Origin of the sequence: Novosphingobium sp. BL-52-GroH, from assembly GCF_044813085.1 — a bacterium.
Lineage (GTDB): Bacteria > Pseudomonadota > Alphaproteobacteria > Sphingomonadales > Sphingomonadaceae > Novosphingobium.
Genome location: NZ_CP171149.1, coordinates 57057 through 72997, shown reverse-complemented (window position 1 = coordinate 72997; position 15941 = coordinate 57057). Strand labels below are relative to the sequence as shown.

Genomic DNA, 15941 nt, shown 5'->3' with positions numbered 1-15941 from the left:
AGTACGGGCCGGCGACGATAGGGTCGCTCTCTGTCGATGCGGCCAATATCGTCTGTGCTGGGAGCAGCAGAGCCGCTGCCAGCAGCAGCCAGCGGGGCGGCAGCCAACGGGTTAGCAGGCTCTTCACCTTTGATCTCCATGGCTCTTGTCTAGAGCCTGCAGAATCACGGCAGCCTCCCCGCTGCCGAGCCGCACCGACTGGGCATCACGCACCCCGAGGCGTGCGGCGACACTGCGCATTTCGGGCGTACGCTGCGACGGCGGCAAGTTCGCCCAGGCCCACGTCGCGGCGCGGGTCTCCGCCGACGTCGGAGCGCTGCCGGTCCCCTTTGCGCTGGTGGCGACGCGCCCGGGTTTGGTCGCTTCGATGCTCATGATGAGCGCGCTGGCACTGATCAGCCCGAACACGATGATGAGGTGACTTCTTGCCCGGGCAAGGTTTGCGGCGAACGACATCATTCGGTCTCCCAGTCAGGCTTCCAGAAAGCGGCACGGATCATGATGCCCATGGCGAGGATGTTGTTTAGGCCCCAGAAGCCGTTGGCGATGAGGCCACCAAGGCTGTAGTCGGGATCTCCAAGGGCCAGCCGCACGGCGGCAAAGGCAAACGCTCCGAGCGTCAGCCCTACGAGCACGATCTGCGGCATGACGAGACGGGCGAAGTTACCCGCCTGCCGTTCCTTCGGCGTGACCGGAAACTTGATCTGCCGTCCCCGCACGACCGCCCATATCGCCCGCAGGGAAAGCGGGAATGAGGCCAGGTAGGTCACCTTGCCCTTGTAGCCCGAAACGCCCCAGGTTCCGACCATGAAGGCCAACTCGTTGCAGACCAGGAACGGCAGGGCATGGGCGAAGAAGTCGCTGGTGTAGGCGCTTACTGGCGGAACACCGAGGAAGAGGTAGATAAGCGGCGCGGCAAGGAACATCATGTTCCATAGCGCGCCGAGGTACGACCAGAACGTCGTCGCGTACATCAGCCTCTGCGGCAAGGTCAGGCCCGGTCGCGTAACCGGATTGTCGTTGAAGAAGATGTCGAGGCTGCCGCCCGCGTACTTAAACCGCTGGATGGTCCAGGTAAGCAGGTCCTGGGGCGACAGCATCTTCGATTCCACGGCCGGATGCAGCACCGATTTCCACCGCCGCTCGCGATCCCGATGCAGGACTATCGATGTGTAGATGTCCTCCGATACGTGGAACTTGTAAGGGGTAAGTTCCTGCGCCTGCGCCGCCTGCCAACGGGCGAGCGCCTGCGAGGCGGGATCGGCCCGGCTGCCTAGGAAGCGGTCGATCAGGGATCGCTTTTCTGGCGATGTACGCCCGACCACTTCCGCATAGGCGCGCAAGGCCACGAACATCACCGCCTCTCGCCGGTGCAGCGACGCGGCGCCGCAGCAAAACGCTGCATTGGCTCGGTTGCGACGACGCTGGATGATATCGTAGAACATCCTGGGGTCGTTGACGAAGGGGTCCTCGCCGATCCGGATCTCTCCGAACACTCGCTCGATCGCGCCAGCCGCAAGGCGTCCTGCGGCCCCTGCGCTTCGCCCCCATACTTTCGTAAGGGTATGCCCCTCCGGAACGTCGTAGAACCACTGCGGGGTCTGGACGAAGGCGACGTCAGGATCTCTGAAGTAGCCCAGCGTATTTTCCAGCAATGACGGAAAAGGGCGCGTATCGGCATCGCAGATGACGATGAAATCGCCGCTCGTCTGCTCCATGGCGTTGCGCAGGTTACCCGCCTTGAAGCCCACGTTATCGGCACGGGTGATGTAGTTTACCCCCTCCTCCTGCGCGACGGCGCGCATACTTCCGCGGCGACCGTCGTCGAGGACGTGGATCGTCAGGTCCAGTCGATGCGGATAGCGGATCGCTTTGGCGTCCCGGATGGACAGGCGAACAAGTTCTTCGTCCTCGTCGTAGGTCGCAATGAATACATCGACCGAAACCGGGCGGTCGCCTCCTTCTCCATCCGTACAATCCGCTATGGAAGCAGGAGGCGGCTTTTGCTCGTAATCGCAAGTGGACCACAGGTTATACGTGAAAAGGGCAAGACCAACGTAGGCGAACGTCTCGGCAGTAACTAGGGGAACGGCAAACCATAATGCATCATAATTGAGTGAACTACTCCACCTCCACCATAGATACCAAGCGCCGAGAGAAAGGTTAATGATGGCTAAATATTGCCATATACCTTCCGTTAATGATGAGCAGGGGAGAGGTTCTGGAGGCTTTCGGTGCTCGAATCGTTCGAAATAGAACGCCATTGCCTCTCTCTCTTGCGACCAAAGCGATGTATTATTTGATGAAGCCTGTTTCGGTTCCGCGCAAGATGCAATAGGGTGAAGTCATGCAAGCTTCCCGGTTGCTGCAACCTCGGTCCTGGGTCTCTGGATCCGTGCTCGTTTCGAGCTGCATCTTCGCACCGTTCGCCTGCGCGCAGGACACTGAGGCCGGGGCCGACGATGTCCTGGCGGGGGCGGAAAGCTCATTTGCCCTGCCGCTGCGAGAGCTCTATTTGCGGCGGTATGACAGCGAGGCACGCGAACTGCTGGAAGGCCTGACGGTGACGCCGGGCCTCTACGTTCCCCTCAGTTCACGCGCGGCGGGCAATCAGGACAACGGCGTCGTCGCATCGACAAGCCCGGCACTGCGCCTGAACCTGCAATATCGGCCGCTCGGCCACTGGTTCGCGAACCTCACCATGCACAAGTATCTCGACAAGTCCGCACGCAAGCCCTGGGACCCTGATTTCACGTACAGCTTCGGATACGACGACTGGCACCCCTATACCTTCAGCCTGATCTACTCGAACTATGCCAACAACCGCTTCGATCCGGCCGAAGGCGACCCGGTCACGCGACTGTCTCAGGGAACGGTGTCGGCAGGCTACAAGGCACCAATGCCCAGAGTCCTTGCCCGCCAGCTGCTCATCGATTCCGACTTGTCGATCGACTGCCGGGCGAACCTCAACGCCACCCCGCGCTTCGTCCGCAATGATGGCAGTCCCGGCAAGTGGAAGCGCAGCGCGTCGCTTGGATGCCGCTATCCTTTCACCCGGCGCATCTACCTGGACTTCACCGCCTATGCCTGGGAGCACGGACAGCAGCCGTGGGATCCGGACTTCACTTATGGGTTCGGCTTCTTCGATTACCGATCCAATCGCGTCTCGGTTCAGTATGCGAACTATTCGGGCAATCGCTTTCCCTGGCGACGCGCGGGCAAGGATACCGGGCGCTTCAGGAACGGCGGCCTGATGATATCGTGGAGTCACGAATTTTGACCATGCCTTCCGCCACCCGCCGCGACGGCATCCGGATGCTGGCTGGCCTGGGCCTGATGGGGCTTTCCGGCTGCGGCGTCGTGGCGCGCGCCATCCGCGAGGAGACGACGGGCCTCGCATCGCCCGGGCCGACCGACAAGGATCGCGCGAAGGTCGCCTGGCAGTATTTCCGGTCCGCGCGCAATGGCGCCACTGGCCTCGTCGAAACCAGCGCGGGCGGTGGTTTCAGCACGACCGCGACAATCGGCGACCAACTGGCGGCCGCGATCTGCGCCTTGCGCCTAGGTGCCATCGACCGGCGCGAATTCGACGCCGCGATCAGCCCCCTGCTGGTTTTTCTCCATGCGGCGCCGCTGGCGCGCGGCCAGTTGCCCGGCCGCTTCTACGCCTGCAACAGTGGGCAGTTGATGGACCCGCCCGCCACCGACCGCGATCCCGGCTGGTCGGGTGTGCAACTGGGTAGGCTGCTGCTCTGGATCAGGACGCTGGCGCTGTCCTACCCGCAATACGCGCATTCCGTGGCCGGCATCGTCGAGCGCTGGCAGATCTGCGCCGCGATCGACGGACAAGGGCAGGTCCTGCAGGGGCCGCCGGGTTCCGCGACGCTCGCCACGGTGCGAGACGTCGCGACGGGCTACGGCGTCTATGCCGCTCAGGGCTACCGCGCCTGGGGCCTTGCGGCGGCAGACAACCTGCCGAAGATCGCAGACTACAGCGTCACGGTGGAAGGCGTGGATTTCCCCATCGCCGGTGCCGGAAGCGCGATCCCACCGCTGCATGTCGTGCCTTATGCGCTGCTTGGCATGGAGATGGGCTGGCATGGCCCGGACGGAGCCGCGCTCCACGCCCAGAAATCGATGGCGGACAGGCTCTTCGCCGCGCAGGAGCGCAGGCGGGCCCGCACCCGCATCGTCACCGCCCGTTCCGATTTCCGGCGCAATTCCGCGCCCTATGCCCTGACCGGCACCGTCGTCGGCGGCGGCACCCCGTGGGCCACGCTGGCCGAGGACGGCTCCTCCCAACCTGCGCTCGCGCTCATCTCCACCAAGGCGGCGTTCGCGATGTGGGCCATGGGCGCGCCGTCGGCTAAGGCAGCGATGTCGGCAACGTCTACCCTCTTCGACAGCGATACCGGCTGGCTGGAAGGCCGCTACGAAGCCTCCGCAGGGTATGAATGGACCCGTACCGCATCGACCAATGCGATCGTCCTGGAAGCCCTGCTGCATCGCGAGCTTGGCCGAATCCTGCCCGCAGACCTCAAGCGCCCGATCGGCGGCGACGTAGCGGGTCCCCTGCACTGCGTGGCGCCACAATGACGGTCAATCACTTCACCATCGCCCGCAAAAGCGCCGACGAGGCCGAACGGCTGAAAATCGTGGCCGCCTATCCGATAGAGCGCATCAGCAACGACCCGGTGCTGACGACCCTCGTTTCGGAGACGGCCGCGATGTTTCAGGTGCCGATGACCCTGATTTCCATCGTGACCGAGGAACAGCAGTGCTTTCCTGCATCCGTCGGGCTCGCTGTCTCATCAACGGCTCGCAGCATATCTTTCTGCGGCCACGCTATTCTGGCCGAGGGCACGATGGTTGTTCCAGACGCCCAGTTGGACCTCCGATTTGCAGGCAATCCGCTCGTGGTCGGAACACCCTACGTGCGATTCTATGCGGGCGCGCGCCTCCTTTCGCCCGAGAACGTGGCGATCGGTACGCTATGCGTGATTGATACCATCCCCAGGCCCCTGGAGACCTTCGACCTTCAGGGCCTCGAAGAGCAGGCGCAGGCGGTCATGTACCGTTTGGGGAAACTGCGGGAGCAATGGTCGTGACCCCGACCGGCCACCCGACGTCGGACAACGCCGGCCATCGGCTGCTCCTGGTGATGGCCGCGATCGGCCTGATCGGGCTGATAGCGGCGGTCTGGATCGCCGGATCGGCGCTCACCGGCGCATGGTGGCGTGAGGAGCAATCGCGCAGCGCGGTTGCGGCCACTTACGAGCGCATCGACAAGCTCGACCACTTCGTCTCCAGCCTGCGGGACATCGAGATCGGGCAACGGGGCTACCTGTTGACCGGAGACCCGGCCTACCTTGCCCCCTTCGAGACCGCCCGCGAGACGCTGTCGGCCGAACTGGAAGATCTGCAGCGGTTGGACTGGTCCGTCAGCGATCGCGTCATGGCGCGGCTGGCCGCCCTGGCGCGCCGCAAGGTGGCGCTGACGACGCGATCAATCCACTCGCGGCAAGGCGATGGAAGTAGCCTGGGCAAGACCTTGATGGACGCGATCCGCGTGCAGTCCATCGCCGTCGAGCGGGAGGAACGAGCCGCCCTTGCAGAAAGGCTGGAGTCCGAGCGCACCGCCGCTGCGAACAGTCGCTATACCGTCCTTGCGGCATTGCTTGCCGGGCTGGCGATCACGCTGGCGGCGGGCGGCCTGCTCCTCTGGCATGTCGGAGCCCGGCGCAGGACCTCGGCGGTGGCCCGCGCTAACGCAGCTCTCCTGCGCGAGACGCTCGACAATGTCGGCCACGGCGTGGCGCTAATGGATCGTGATGGCCGCCTGCTGGCGTGGAACGCGCAACTGGGCACGCTGCTGGGTGCTTCGATCGAAGACGGCAGCACCATCCGCTCTACCCTCGCCTCGCTGCCCGGGATGCCCGAAGAGCCGGAGGAAACGCTTGCCGCGTATGAGCGCGCGCCCATCTCGCTCGTCCGCGATCTGGGGCTGGACGGTCTTTGCCTGGAAATCCGCGGCCGGCCGGGAGCGAACGGCACATATACGCTGACTTATACCGACATCACCGAGCGCAGGGCGCAGGAGAAGATGAAGAACGACTTCGTCTCCACGGTCAGCCATGAACTGCGCACGCCGCTCACCTCGATCCGGGGGGCGACCGGGCTGCTCATGGGGCCCCTTCGGGAAAGCTTGCCGCCTAGAGCGCTCGAACTCGTCAAGCTGGCCGATCGCAATGCCCAGCGCCTGCTCACGCTCGTCAACGACATCCTCGATGCGGACAAGGTCGAGTCGGGAAAACTGGAATTTAACTTCGCCTCGGTGGACCTCAACGAAGTGGCGCACGATGCCACCGAGATAAACCGATCCTATGCAGCCGAACGAGGCATCATCCTCGCCCTCGGTCGAGAGGAAGGCGCGGTGATTGTCGAGGCGGATGCACACCGGCTGCAACAGGTCATGGCCAACCTCATCTCCAACGCCGCGAAGTTTTCCCCCGAGGGCGGCATCGTGACCATCACCGTTGAGGCCTTAGCGCAGGAGGCGGTAATCACCGTTCAGGACCACGGCGCCGGCGTTCCCGCCGAATTCCGCGAGCGGATATTCGGCAAGTTCGCCCAGGCGGTCGGCGGCAACCAACGCCAGACCGGGGGCAGCGGCCTTGGCCTCAACATCTCGCGCGCGATCGTCGAACGGCACGGCGGCAAGATCGGATTCACCAGCGTCCCCGGAGATACCCGTTTCCGCTTTGCCTTGCCGCTCGCTAACGCCGCCGCGAAAGCGGCCTGAACCGTTTCACCCGCCCGTCGGGCGATAGCACTTGGTCAGGACCAGACGGTTGCCGCCACCGGAACTGGCGTAGCTTACCGTATCGACGCAGGCTTGAATGATCCCCGCCCCCCGTCCGCGAGAAGAGAGCGGTTCCGGCATCGCTCCGTCTTCGAAGAAGACTTCGGGCACCGCCCGCCCGCAGTCCGTCAGGATCGCGGTCACACAGCCGTTTGCGGCCGTCAACGAGAACCCGATCTTCCCGTGTCCCGCAACGTCAAAGCCGTGATCGATGACATTGTTGGCCGCTTCCACCACGGCCAGCTCAAGGTCGAAGATGCTCGCGGTGTCGACTCCCGCCGCTTCGCAGCGCAGTCGCAGATGCTCCGCGAGAATCCGTACTCCCGCAAAATCGGCCTGCACGACTATGGCATCGCCCTCAGGCGAGGACTGCACGTGCCTGTCCCTCGTCGTCGCACAGGCGGAACAGGGTATCCAGGCGGGTCATGTGGAACAACCTCCGCACACCATCGTTCGCACCGGTTACGGCAACGCGCCCGCCAGGCCCCATCATCTTGAGCAGCGACACGAATACACCAATCCCGGTACTGTCGATGAACTGCACCTTGTCCAGATCGAGAAGCACCCGGTCGGGCTTCCCCGAAAGCAGCGCGGCGACCTGCTCGCGAAAGCCCGGCGCCGCCATGGCATCCAGCCTGACGTGATCGACAGCGATCTCAAGAATACCCGCGCTATTACCCATCACCGTCGTCGCCCTTCTCGTGCTCGAATGCCAGAAGCGAAATGTCGTCCTCAAACCCCGCGCCCAGGCGCCTGGAGGTCAGCCCTCGCTCGATGTCCTGAACAGCCTGCGCCAATGGCATGGGGCGGGTTCTTGCCATCAATGCGGACAACCGGTCCAGACCGAATTCCTCCCCCGCCTCGTCGGTGCTTTCGGTCACGCCGTCGGAGTAGAGCATCAGCCGTGCGCCCCGCGGAAACGCGAACCGGGCGGGTGCGAATTCGGTTCCGGAGAACCAGCCTGCCGGCATCGAGCGTCCGTCCTCCAGCATGTTCACCTCTCCGTCGATCAACAGGATCGGAGAAGGATGCCCGGCGCAGCATATCCAACCTTCCTCGCGCTCGGGAGACAGCAACCCGCACGCGATCGTCGCGTAGCTGTCGTCCTCGCGTGCGGCGATCTCCTCGTTGACAGTCGCCAGCGCGTTGCCCAGCGCCACGGGCGTGGCCGGCCGCATCTGCTTTAGGCGATGGTGCAGATGGAAAGAATCGAGCGCGGCGGGAACGCCGTGTCCGCGAACGTCGATCACGAAGAACAGCACCGATCCGTCCGGCAGCAGGGAAGCGCCAATCGAATCGCCCCCCAGCACCGCCGCCGGCCTGTACATCCGCGACAGCGCGAGGGCGCCGATGCGCCCCTCGGGTGGCAGCAGCCGCTCGTGCAGGGCGGTCGCCGCCGCCAGATCCGCGCGTATTCTGTCGAGAGCCTCGCGCGTGCGCCCGTGCGCCGTGGACAGCAGGTTGTTGCGACGCTCCAGGCGGCGGTGGAGAAGGCGGTTGCGCAGCGCGCTTGCAACGGCGATCTCCAGCGCGATGGGCTGGACCGGCTTTTCCAGGAAATCGTCCACGCCCGCTTCCAGCGCGGCACGCATTGTCTGCTCGTCCCCGCGCGCGGTCATCATGACGATGTGCAGATACCCCTCGCCCGCACGCGCAGCACGCGCGCGTCGCACGACTTCCATCCCGTCGACGCCGGGCATCTGCCAATCGGTGACGAGCAGGTCGACCTCCGCGCTTTCCAGCGCCGAGAGCCCACGTTCACCCCCATCCGCCGACGCGACCTCGCAGCCCAGCATCTCTAACTGGATCGCTACGACCTCAAGCAGGAGCGGGTCGTCATCGACGACCAGCACCCGAAGCGGGGTTCTCGCGGGAACCACCAGCGAATTGGAAAACGCGCCCATTCCGCAAAAATACTTAAAAACATCCTACCGGAAGGTAAACATTTACCAACTGCTCCTAGGCTCGCTCCAAAGTCACAGGAAAGGTCACGCCTTGTCACAACCTGACACGACGCAGCGGGAGGTTTGTCGACACCTTGTCGCCGGTCTGGCCGCCTTCGTCGTTCCAGTGATTCTCGTGGCACTGGGCCTGGTTCTGCTCGCACAAGTCCGGGGCGCAAATGCACTGCGCCGGGAAGAGGCCTCCACGCAGGAACAGCGCACCCTGCTGGCATCGGTGCTGGCAGACCATCAGGATATCGAGACCGGCTCTCGCGGTTACGTAATCGCCGGCAAGGAGAGCTTCCTGAAGCCGTTGCGCAACGGAACGGCGCAATTGGCGAAGACCGCGCCCGTCCTTCGGCAATCCTACGCGGACGATCCGGAAGATCTGGCGATGATCGAGGACCTGCTCAACCTCTCGCGTGAGAAGCAGGCGTTCGCGCAGGAAACCGTGGCCTTGCGCCATGCGGGTTTCAAGGACCGTGCCGAAGCGCAGATCACCGAGGGACGCGGCAAGCGCCTGATGGACGGAATCCGAAAGGACATCGCGGAACTGCTCGCCCGCGAGAACGCCCGGCTACGCCAGGTCGTCGCCGAGTACGATCGCGCCACCGCCCTCCTCCGCACGGTGAGCTTCGGGCTGCTCGTGGTGCTCCTTCTCTTGCTCGGCGGCGCGTGGCTGGCCTTGCGGCGCACGATCGCCAGCCGGGACCGTGCCCTCACCGACCTGCGCGACGCCTCCCAGCGGCGTCAGGCCATTCTCGAAGGCGCGATGGACGGGATCGTCACCATCAATCCCAGCGGCAGCATCGAAGGCGGTAACCCCGCGTTCGAGCGCATGTTCGGCTATTCGCTGGCCGAACTCGACCGAAGGGACGTGGGCATGTTGCTCGCCACGCGCCCGCCATTAGGGGAAGTCGCGGGCCTGCTGCGCGCCATGGAACTGCCCGAACACGGACCAGGCGCCTCTCACGAAATCGAAGTCCTGCGCAAGGACGGAACGGCGTTCCCAGCCGAGGTCGCTCTGTCTGCAGTGCGGCTCACGGAGGGGTTGCGCTATGTCGCGGTCATCCGTGACGTGACCGAACGCAAACGCATCGAACGGCTCAAGACGGAGTTCGTCTCCACCGTCAGCCACGAACTGCGCACGCCGCTTACGTCCATCGCAGGTTCGCTGGGGCTGCTTTCCGCGCAGTCTGGCAATGGGCTTGACGCACGCGCTACCCGGTTGGTTGAGATCGCGCGGGGCAATGCCGACCGCCTCGTCCGCCTGATCAACGATATCCTCGACATCGAGAAGATGGAATCGGACCGCATGCCGTTCAACAACCAGGAACTGGACCTTTGCACGCAGCTATTCGCGGCGCGCGATGCGATAGACGGCTATGCGCGCGAATTCGGGGTCAGCGTGGAATTCGAACCGCCATCCGGGCCTGTCCTTGTCAATGCGGACAGGGACAGGCTGGCGCAAGTGTTCGACAACCTCCTGTCCAATGCCGTGAAGTTCTCGCCCCGCGAAGGCACCGTGACCATCGAACTGGAACCCGGCACCGAACGGCACGCGATCCGCATCATGGACCAAGGCCCGGGCATACCGGCGGAATTCCAGAGCCGCATCTTCGGAAAGTTCGCTCAGGCTGACTCATCGGACTCCCGCCAGAAGGGCGGCACCGGCCTTGGCCTCAGCATCGTTCGCGAGATCATCCGGCGACTTGGGGGAGATGTCGATTTCACGACGACACCGGGAGAAGGCACGACGTTTCGCCTTCTGCTGCCAGCCATGCGGCCCTTGAGCGCGGACTCCGACATCCCGGCAACGGCCGTCTTGCTAGTCTGCGGAAACGGCGCGGCATCTACGTTTACGGCGGCGCTTCGCAAGGCGGGCTACGAAGTTCGGCTGGCTCGGTCGGTGGCGGAACTGGAGCCGCTTCTGGAAAGCAATCTGTTCGCCGCAATAGTGGTCGACATGGGACTGCCTGATGGTGAGAGAATTGCCATGATCCGCACCATCCGCGAATCTCCGGTCAACGAAAGTACCCCGCTGCTCGCGCTAGGTGGACGCCCCGGAGCCAGCGAACTCGACGGCGATGCCGCGCTCGTTCTCGACTGGCTGCACAAGCCAGGCGAGGTCTCCCGGCTCGTCGACCGCATCGACGCGGCCGCATTCGGCCATATTGGCAAGTTGCCGCGCGTGCTCCATGTCGAGGACGATCCCGACGTCGTCGCTCTTCTCGCCGCAGCACTCGAAGGTCGCGCGAAAGTGGTAGCGGCGCCCGGAGTCGCTGCGGCCCGCGCGGAACTGAGGCGCCAGAGCTTCGATCTTGCGGTGCTCGACCTGACACTGGCCGACGGAAGCGGCATAGCGCTGCTTCCCGAACTTCGCGCCACTGGCAGCGAGCCGCTGCCAGTGGTCATTTTCTCCGCGCAGGATGCCGATCCGTCAACCGCGAGCCTGGTCGATGCATACCTTACCAAGTCCCGCACGCCGATCTCGAGCCTCGTCGCGATCGTCGGATCGTTGGCCGGCGCACGTCCAAGTCAGGAGCCTTCACGATGACCCTGCAAGTCCTATACGTCGACGATGAGCCCGACCTTAGGGAAGTAGCCGCCATGTCGCTGGAACTCGATCCCGAACTGGAAGTACGATGCTGCGGCTCCGGCGCTGAAGCTCTGGATGTACTCGAGACTTGGCAACCGGATCTGGTCCTGCTGGACATGATGATGCCGGGCATGGACGGCCCGACGACGCACGCAAAGATCGTCGAACGTTTCGGCGCCGCTCTTCCAGTCGTTTATTTCACCGCTCGGGCCGAAGCTTCGGAGCGGGCCCGCCTCATCACGCTTGGCGCGCGGGGCGTCATCGCCAAGCCATTCGATCCCATGTCACTGGCAGCGCAAGTGCGGAGTTTTGCTGGCAATGACTGAGGCACCGGACCCCTTCGCACCACTTCGCGCTCGTTTCATGAACCGCTTGGCCGAAGATCGTATCGCACTCTCGACGTGGGACGGAAGCTCGGCAGACACCATCATTCCGGTGGTCCATCGCCTTGCCGGTCTTGCCGGCACTCTTGGTTATTCGGAAATTTCTACAGTCGCGAAGGCGTTTGAAGCCGCTTTACTCGGCGGTGGAAGCAACGGCCATGAGGCGAGAACGATGCGGGATTCCTTGCTAGAGCGGGTCGATATATGCCTTGAGAAGGGGCCCACAGGCTCGGGCATTGTTGTCCTTCACCCCCCCAAAATATAGGCCCCCTACGTTGGACAGAGTCTCTCGGACCCATATCCGCAGCGGACATGCGCAATCTGAGGTGGTCCCCGCTTTCTTGGACAGATTGGCGGCTGAGTTAAGCTAATCCCCGTTGTCGTACATGCCACCGGTATGATCTGATTGCCCCATCGCCGATGATGCCGGCCGCCCCCAGAATGGCATTTCGACAGCGCGGCTGCATCCGGTCGCATCAAATATGGATGGCATGGCCCAGGATTTTCAGGGAAGCTTCGTGAAAGGCTTCCCCCAATGTCGGATGGGCGTGGATGATTCCGGTGATATCGTCCACCACGGCGCCCATTTCGATGGCGGTCGTGAATGCGGCCGACAGTTCCGAGATATGGGCGCCCACCGCCTGAATTCCGACGATTTGCCGGTCGCTCGCGCGCGCGACGACACGCACGAAGCCGCCTTCGTCGCCCGCTTCCATCGACAGGGCGCGACCGTTTGCCGCGAAGGGGAAAATCCCCGCGACCGTATCGGGCGCATCGGGACCAAGGCCGACACTGACGATTTCCGGCTCGGTAAAGCAGACCGCCGGGATCGCCACCGGGTCGAAGCGGCGGCGCTTTCCCGCGATGATCTCCGCCACCATTTCGCCCTGCGCCGACGCCTTGTGGGCCAACATCGGTTCTCCCACCAGATCGCCGATCGCCCAGACATTTGTCGTGGACGTCGCGCACCGCTCATCGACCTTCACGAACCGTCCTTCCATCGCCAGCGCCATTTCCGCCAGCCCCCAGCCCTCGGTCAGCGGCTTGCGGCCCACGGTAACGAGGATGTGATCGGCGGGCAGGACGATCTGTTCATGGTCGGCTGTTTCGACCGCCAGACCATCCCCGCGTTCGCCCAGCGCCTTGGCGCCCAGCAGTAGCGCTACGCCATGCTTGTCGAGCCAGCGACGCACAGGCTCCACCAACTTGCCGTCATAGAGCGGCAGGATGCGATCGGCGGCCTCTACGACCGTCACCTCGACGCCGAATTTGGCGAAGGCAATGCCGAGTTCCAGCCCGATATAGCCTGCGCCGACAACGACCAGCTTCTTCGGCAGCTCCGGCAACGAAAGCGCCTCGGTCGAGCTGATGACCTTTCCGCCGAAGGGCAGGAACGGCAGTTCGACCGGCATCGATCCGGTCGCCAAAATCACATGATCGGCCTGGATGACGACGGCCCCGTCGACGGTCTCCACCGTGCAGGTCTTGGCGTCCGAAAATTGCCCCCACCCTTCGATCACCTTGACCTTGGCGCGCTTGAGCAAGGCGCCTACGCCCCCGTTCAGCCTGTCGACGATCTTCTCCTTCCAGGCGATCGTCCCGCCCATATCCAGAAGCGGCGCGGACGCCAGCGAGATACCGAAGCACGGTGCGCTGGCGGCACTGGACATGGTCGCGAACGTGCTCGCCGCATGGATCATCGCCTTGGACGGGATGCACCCGCGGATGAGGCAGGTGCCGCCAAGCCGGCTCGCCTCGACCAGAATAGTGTCCAGCCCCAACTGGCCGCATCGGATCGCAGCGACATAGCCACCGGGGCCTCCTCCGACGACAAGAACCCTGGGCCTGAGAATATCGGTCATCGATCAATCCATGAAAAGGAGAGCGGGGTGTTCCAGCACCCGGCGATAGGCCTGCACGAAAAGCGCCGCGTCATAGCCATCCACGATCCGGTGATCGAAGGAGGAGGACAGGTTCATCATCTTGCGCACGGTAACGAATGCCCCTTGGACGATGGGCCTCTCCACCAGCTTGTTCGGGCCGACGATCGCAACTTCGGGATGGTTGATGATCGGCGTCGTCGCGATGCCGCCCAGCGGGCCAAGCGAGGTGATCGTGATCGTCGATCCCGAAAGCTCGTCCCGTGTCGCTTTGCCGTCCCGAGCGGCGCTGCTCAGGCGGACCAGTTCCGACGCGATGTCGTAGACGTCACACGTCTCGGCATGGCGGATGACTGGCACCACCAGGCCTGCAGGCGTCTGCGTGGCGATGCCGACATGAACGCCGGCATATTCATGCAGCACGCCTTCGTCATCGTCGAAGCGCGCATTGATCTGCGGGAAATCGGGCAGGACTTTCACCAGCGCCCTGATGAAGAAGGGCAGCAGAGTGAGCTTGGGCTGCCCGTCCTTGCGATGTGCGTTGAGGTCGACGCGCAGCGCCTCCAACTCGGTCAGGTCGCATTCCTCCACATAGGCGATATGGGGAACGCGGCGCTTGGTCTCCTGCATCTTCTCCGCGATCTTGCGGCGCATTCCGATGATGCGGGTATCGTTCACCCGCTCGCGCACCGCGTAGCGCGCATCGCCGCCGGTGGCGTTCGCACCGCCGCTGGCGATGTAAGTATCGAGATCCTGCGGTGTGATACGCCCACCGGGGCCGGTGCCGGGTACGAATTGGAGGGGAATACCCAGGTCATAGGCGCGCCGCCGCGTGGCGGGCGCGGCAAGCGGCGCCCCCCCCGCCGCGCGCGTCGTGAAGGCCGCCTTTTCAGGGCGGGACACGCGAGCCGGTTGCGGCTCAGGCGCGGCGACCGGCGGCGGCGCGATCACGACTGGAGGGGGAACGGACTCCGGCGCACGTGCCAGGTCGACAGGATCCGCGCCGACGTTGCCAACCCCCTCGACTTCCAGTTCGACGATCACCGAACCTACGGCCCGCATATCGCCAACCGCGCCATGGATGACGAGCACCTTGCCATCGACAGGCGATGTCATGTCGACCGTCGCCTTGTCAGTCATCACATCGACGAGGCTTTGGTCCTCCTTGATGACGTCGCCGGGCTTGACGTGCCAGACGACGATCTCCGCTTCGGCGACTCCCTCGCCAACATCGGGCAGCCGGAAATGAAAGAGGCCCATGGTCAATACTCCATGGCGCGCTTGAGCGCGGCCGACAGCCGGCCAGGACCGGGGAAATAGTCCCATTCGAAGGCATGCGGATAGGGCGTGTCCCAGCCCGCCACCCGGCCGATCGGGGCCTTGAGATGATCGAAGCAGCGTTCCTGCACCAGCGCGGACAGTTCCCCGCCAAAGCCGCCGAAGCGGGAAGCCTCGTGGAAGATGACGCAGCGACCCGTCTTGCGCACCGAAGCCACGATGGCGTCGATGTCGAGCGGCACGATGGAGCGCAGGTCGATCAGTTCCGCGTCGACACCCGCCTCCTCTATCCCTGCAAGGGCGACATGAACCATGGTGCCGTAGGCGAGCACAGTGACATCCGCACCTTCCCGCACGGTGGCGGCCTTGCCCATCGGCACGGTGTAGTGGCCATCGGGAACGTCTGCCATCGGATGATCCGACCAGGTCTTGAGCGACTGATCGTGGCGTCCGTCGAAGGGGCCGTTGTAAAGCCGTTTAGGCTCCAGGACGATGACGGGATCGTCCTCCTCGATAGCCGCTATCAGCAGGCCCTTGGCGTCATAAGGGTTGGATGGGATGACGGTCTTGAGACCGGTAATATGCGCGAAGATCGCCTCCGGGCTCTGGCTGTGCGTCTGCCCGCCGAAGATGCCGCCGCCATAAGGCGACCGCACGGTAATGGGCGCCCAGAACTCGCCGTTGGAGCGATAGCGCAGGCGCGCGGCCTCGCTCACCAACTGATCGAACGCCGGCAGAATATAGTCGGCGAACTGGATTTCCGCCACCGGGCGCAGGCCATAGGCCCCCATGCCGATCGCGGTCGCGATGATGCCGCCTTCGGAAATCGGGGCATCGAAACACCGGGTCAGGCCATGTTTTTCCTGCAGCTTGTCCGTCACGCGAAACACGCCGCCGAAATAGCCGACATCCTCGCCGAAGATCAGCACGTCGGGGTCCTGAGCCAGTTTGACATCGAGCGCGCTATTGAGCGCCTGGACCATGTTCATCGTCGGC

15 protein-coding genes are annotated in these 15941 nt (G+C 64.0%); 7 read left to right on the top strand and 8 right to left on the bottom strand.

The genetic code is table 11. The features are described from left to right. Positions 1-123: 123 nt before the first annotated feature. Both ACFFDA_RS00375 and ACFFDA_RS00370 read right to left on the bottom strand, forming a co-directional pair. A complete protein-coding gene (locus tag ACFFDA_RS00375) occupies positions 124-459 on the bottom strand; it encodes a hypothetical protein (protein WP_404477614.1) in 336 nt (111 codons plus the stop codon). After that, positions 456-2264, bottom strand: coding sequence for a glycosyltransferase (locus ACFFDA_RS00370; protein ID WP_404477613.1), 1809 nt, complete (start codon positions 2262-2264; stop codon positions 456-458). Before ACFFDA_RS00370 ends, ACFFDA_RS00375 begins: the two co-directional genes overlap by 4 nt. Positions 2265-2395: 131 nt before the next feature. Here ACFFDA_RS00370 and ACFFDA_RS00365 point away from each other — a divergent pair, with 131 nt between their 5' ends. Genes ACFFDA_RS00365 through ACFFDA_RS00350 form a run of 4 tightly spaced genes read left to right on the top strand, consistent with a single transcriptional unit; the run spans position 2396 to position 6802 of the window. Next, positions 2396-3280: a hypothetical protein gene (locus ACFFDA_RS00365; protein WP_404477612.1), complete on the top strand. Its 885-nt coding sequence runs from the start codon at positions 2396-2398 to the stop codon at positions 3278-3280. A gap of 2 nt (positions 3281-3282) precedes the next feature. Then, positions 3283-4596 (top strand): DUF3131 domain-containing protein, encoded by a 1314-nt coding sequence (locus tag ACFFDA_RS00360; RefSeq protein ID WP_404478312.1) that lies wholly within the window; start codon positions 3283-3285, stop codon positions 4594-4596. Further along, a complete protein-coding gene (locus ACFFDA_RS00355; RefSeq protein ID WP_404477611.1) occupies positions 4593-5108 on the top strand; it encodes a GAF domain-containing protein in 516 nt (171 codons plus the stop codon). The genes ACFFDA_RS00360 and ACFFDA_RS00355 overlap by 4 nt, the downstream gene beginning before the upstream one ends. Next, positions 5099-6802, top strand: coding sequence for an ATP-binding protein (locus ACFFDA_RS00350; protein WP_404477610.1), 1704 nt, complete (start codon positions 5099-5101; stop codon positions 6800-6802). Before ACFFDA_RS00355 ends, ACFFDA_RS00350 begins: the two co-directional genes overlap by 10 nt. Before the next feature lie 6 nt (positions 6803-6808). Here the strand turns inward: ACFFDA_RS00350 and ACFFDA_RS00345 are convergent, their stop codons facing one another. Genes ACFFDA_RS00345 through ACFFDA_RS00335 form a run of 3 tightly spaced genes read right to left on the bottom strand, consistent with a single transcriptional unit; the run spans position 6809 to position 8766 of the window. Beyond that, a complete protein-coding gene (locus tag ACFFDA_RS00345; RefSeq protein ID WP_404477609.1) occupies positions 6809-7204 on the bottom strand; it encodes an ATP-binding protein in 396 nt (131 codons plus the stop codon). A gap of 16 nt (positions 7205-7220) precedes the next feature. Continuing rightward, positions 7221-7544 (bottom strand): STAS domain-containing protein, encoded by a 324-nt coding sequence (locus ACFFDA_RS00340; protein WP_404477608.1) that lies wholly within the window; start codon positions 7542-7544, stop codon positions 7221-7223. Beyond that, the gene (locus ACFFDA_RS00335; protein WP_404477607.1) at positions 7537-8766 is read right to left on the bottom strand and encodes a PP2C family protein-serine/threonine phosphatase; all 1230 of its coding nucleotides are present in this window, start codon (positions 8764-8766) and stop codon (positions 7537-7539) included. Before ACFFDA_RS00335 ends, ACFFDA_RS00340 begins: the two co-directional genes overlap by 8 nt. Between ACFFDA_RS00335 and ACFFDA_RS00330 the strand changes: the two genes are divergently transcribed. From ACFFDA_RS00330 to ACFFDA_RS00320, 3 genes are read left to right on the top strand one after another with little or no spacing between them, the layout of a single operon-like run. Then, complete coding sequence (locus tag ACFFDA_RS00330) at positions 8750-11362, top strand: ATP-binding protein (RefSeq protein ID WP_404477606.1); 2613 nt, start codon at positions 8750-8752, stop codon at positions 11360-11362. The genes ACFFDA_RS00335 and ACFFDA_RS00330 overlap by 17 nt on opposite strands. Beyond that, positions 11359-11730, top strand: a complete 372-nt coding sequence (locus tag ACFFDA_RS00325) for a response regulator (protein ID WP_404477605.1) — start codon at positions 11359-11361, stop codon at positions 11728-11730. Before ACFFDA_RS00330 ends, ACFFDA_RS00325 begins: the two co-directional genes overlap by 4 nt. Continuing rightward, complete coding sequence (locus tag ACFFDA_RS00320) at positions 11723-12052, top strand: Hpt domain-containing protein (RefSeq protein ID WP_404477604.1); 330 nt, start codon at positions 11723-11725, stop codon at positions 12050-12052. The genes ACFFDA_RS00325 and ACFFDA_RS00320 overlap by 8 nt, the downstream gene beginning before the upstream one ends. A gap of 211 nt (positions 12053-12263) precedes the next feature. On the opposite strand, the gene lpdA is transcribed toward ACFFDA_RS00320, so the two are convergent. From lpdA to ACFFDA_RS00305, 3 genes are read right to left on the bottom strand one after another with little or no spacing between them, the layout of a single operon-like run. Next, the gene (gene lpdA, locus ACFFDA_RS00315; RefSeq protein WP_404477602.1) at positions 12264-13649 is read right to left on the bottom strand and encodes a dihydrolipoyl dehydrogenase; all 1386 of its coding nucleotides are present in this window, start codon (positions 13647-13649) and stop codon (positions 12264-12266) included. Positions 13650-13652: 3 nt separating this feature from the next. After that, positions 13653-14927 (bottom strand): dihydrolipoamide acetyltransferase family protein, encoded by a 1275-nt coding sequence (locus ACFFDA_RS00310; protein WP_404477601.1) that lies wholly within the window; start codon positions 14925-14927, stop codon positions 13653-13655. Between the two features lie 2 nt (positions 14928-14929). Beyond that, positions 14930-15934, bottom strand: a complete 1005-nt coding sequence (locus ACFFDA_RS00305; RefSeq protein ID WP_404478311.1) for an alpha-ketoacid dehydrogenase subunit beta — start codon at positions 15932-15934, stop codon at positions 14930-14932. Between the last annotated feature and the right edge of the window lie 7 nt (positions 15935-15941).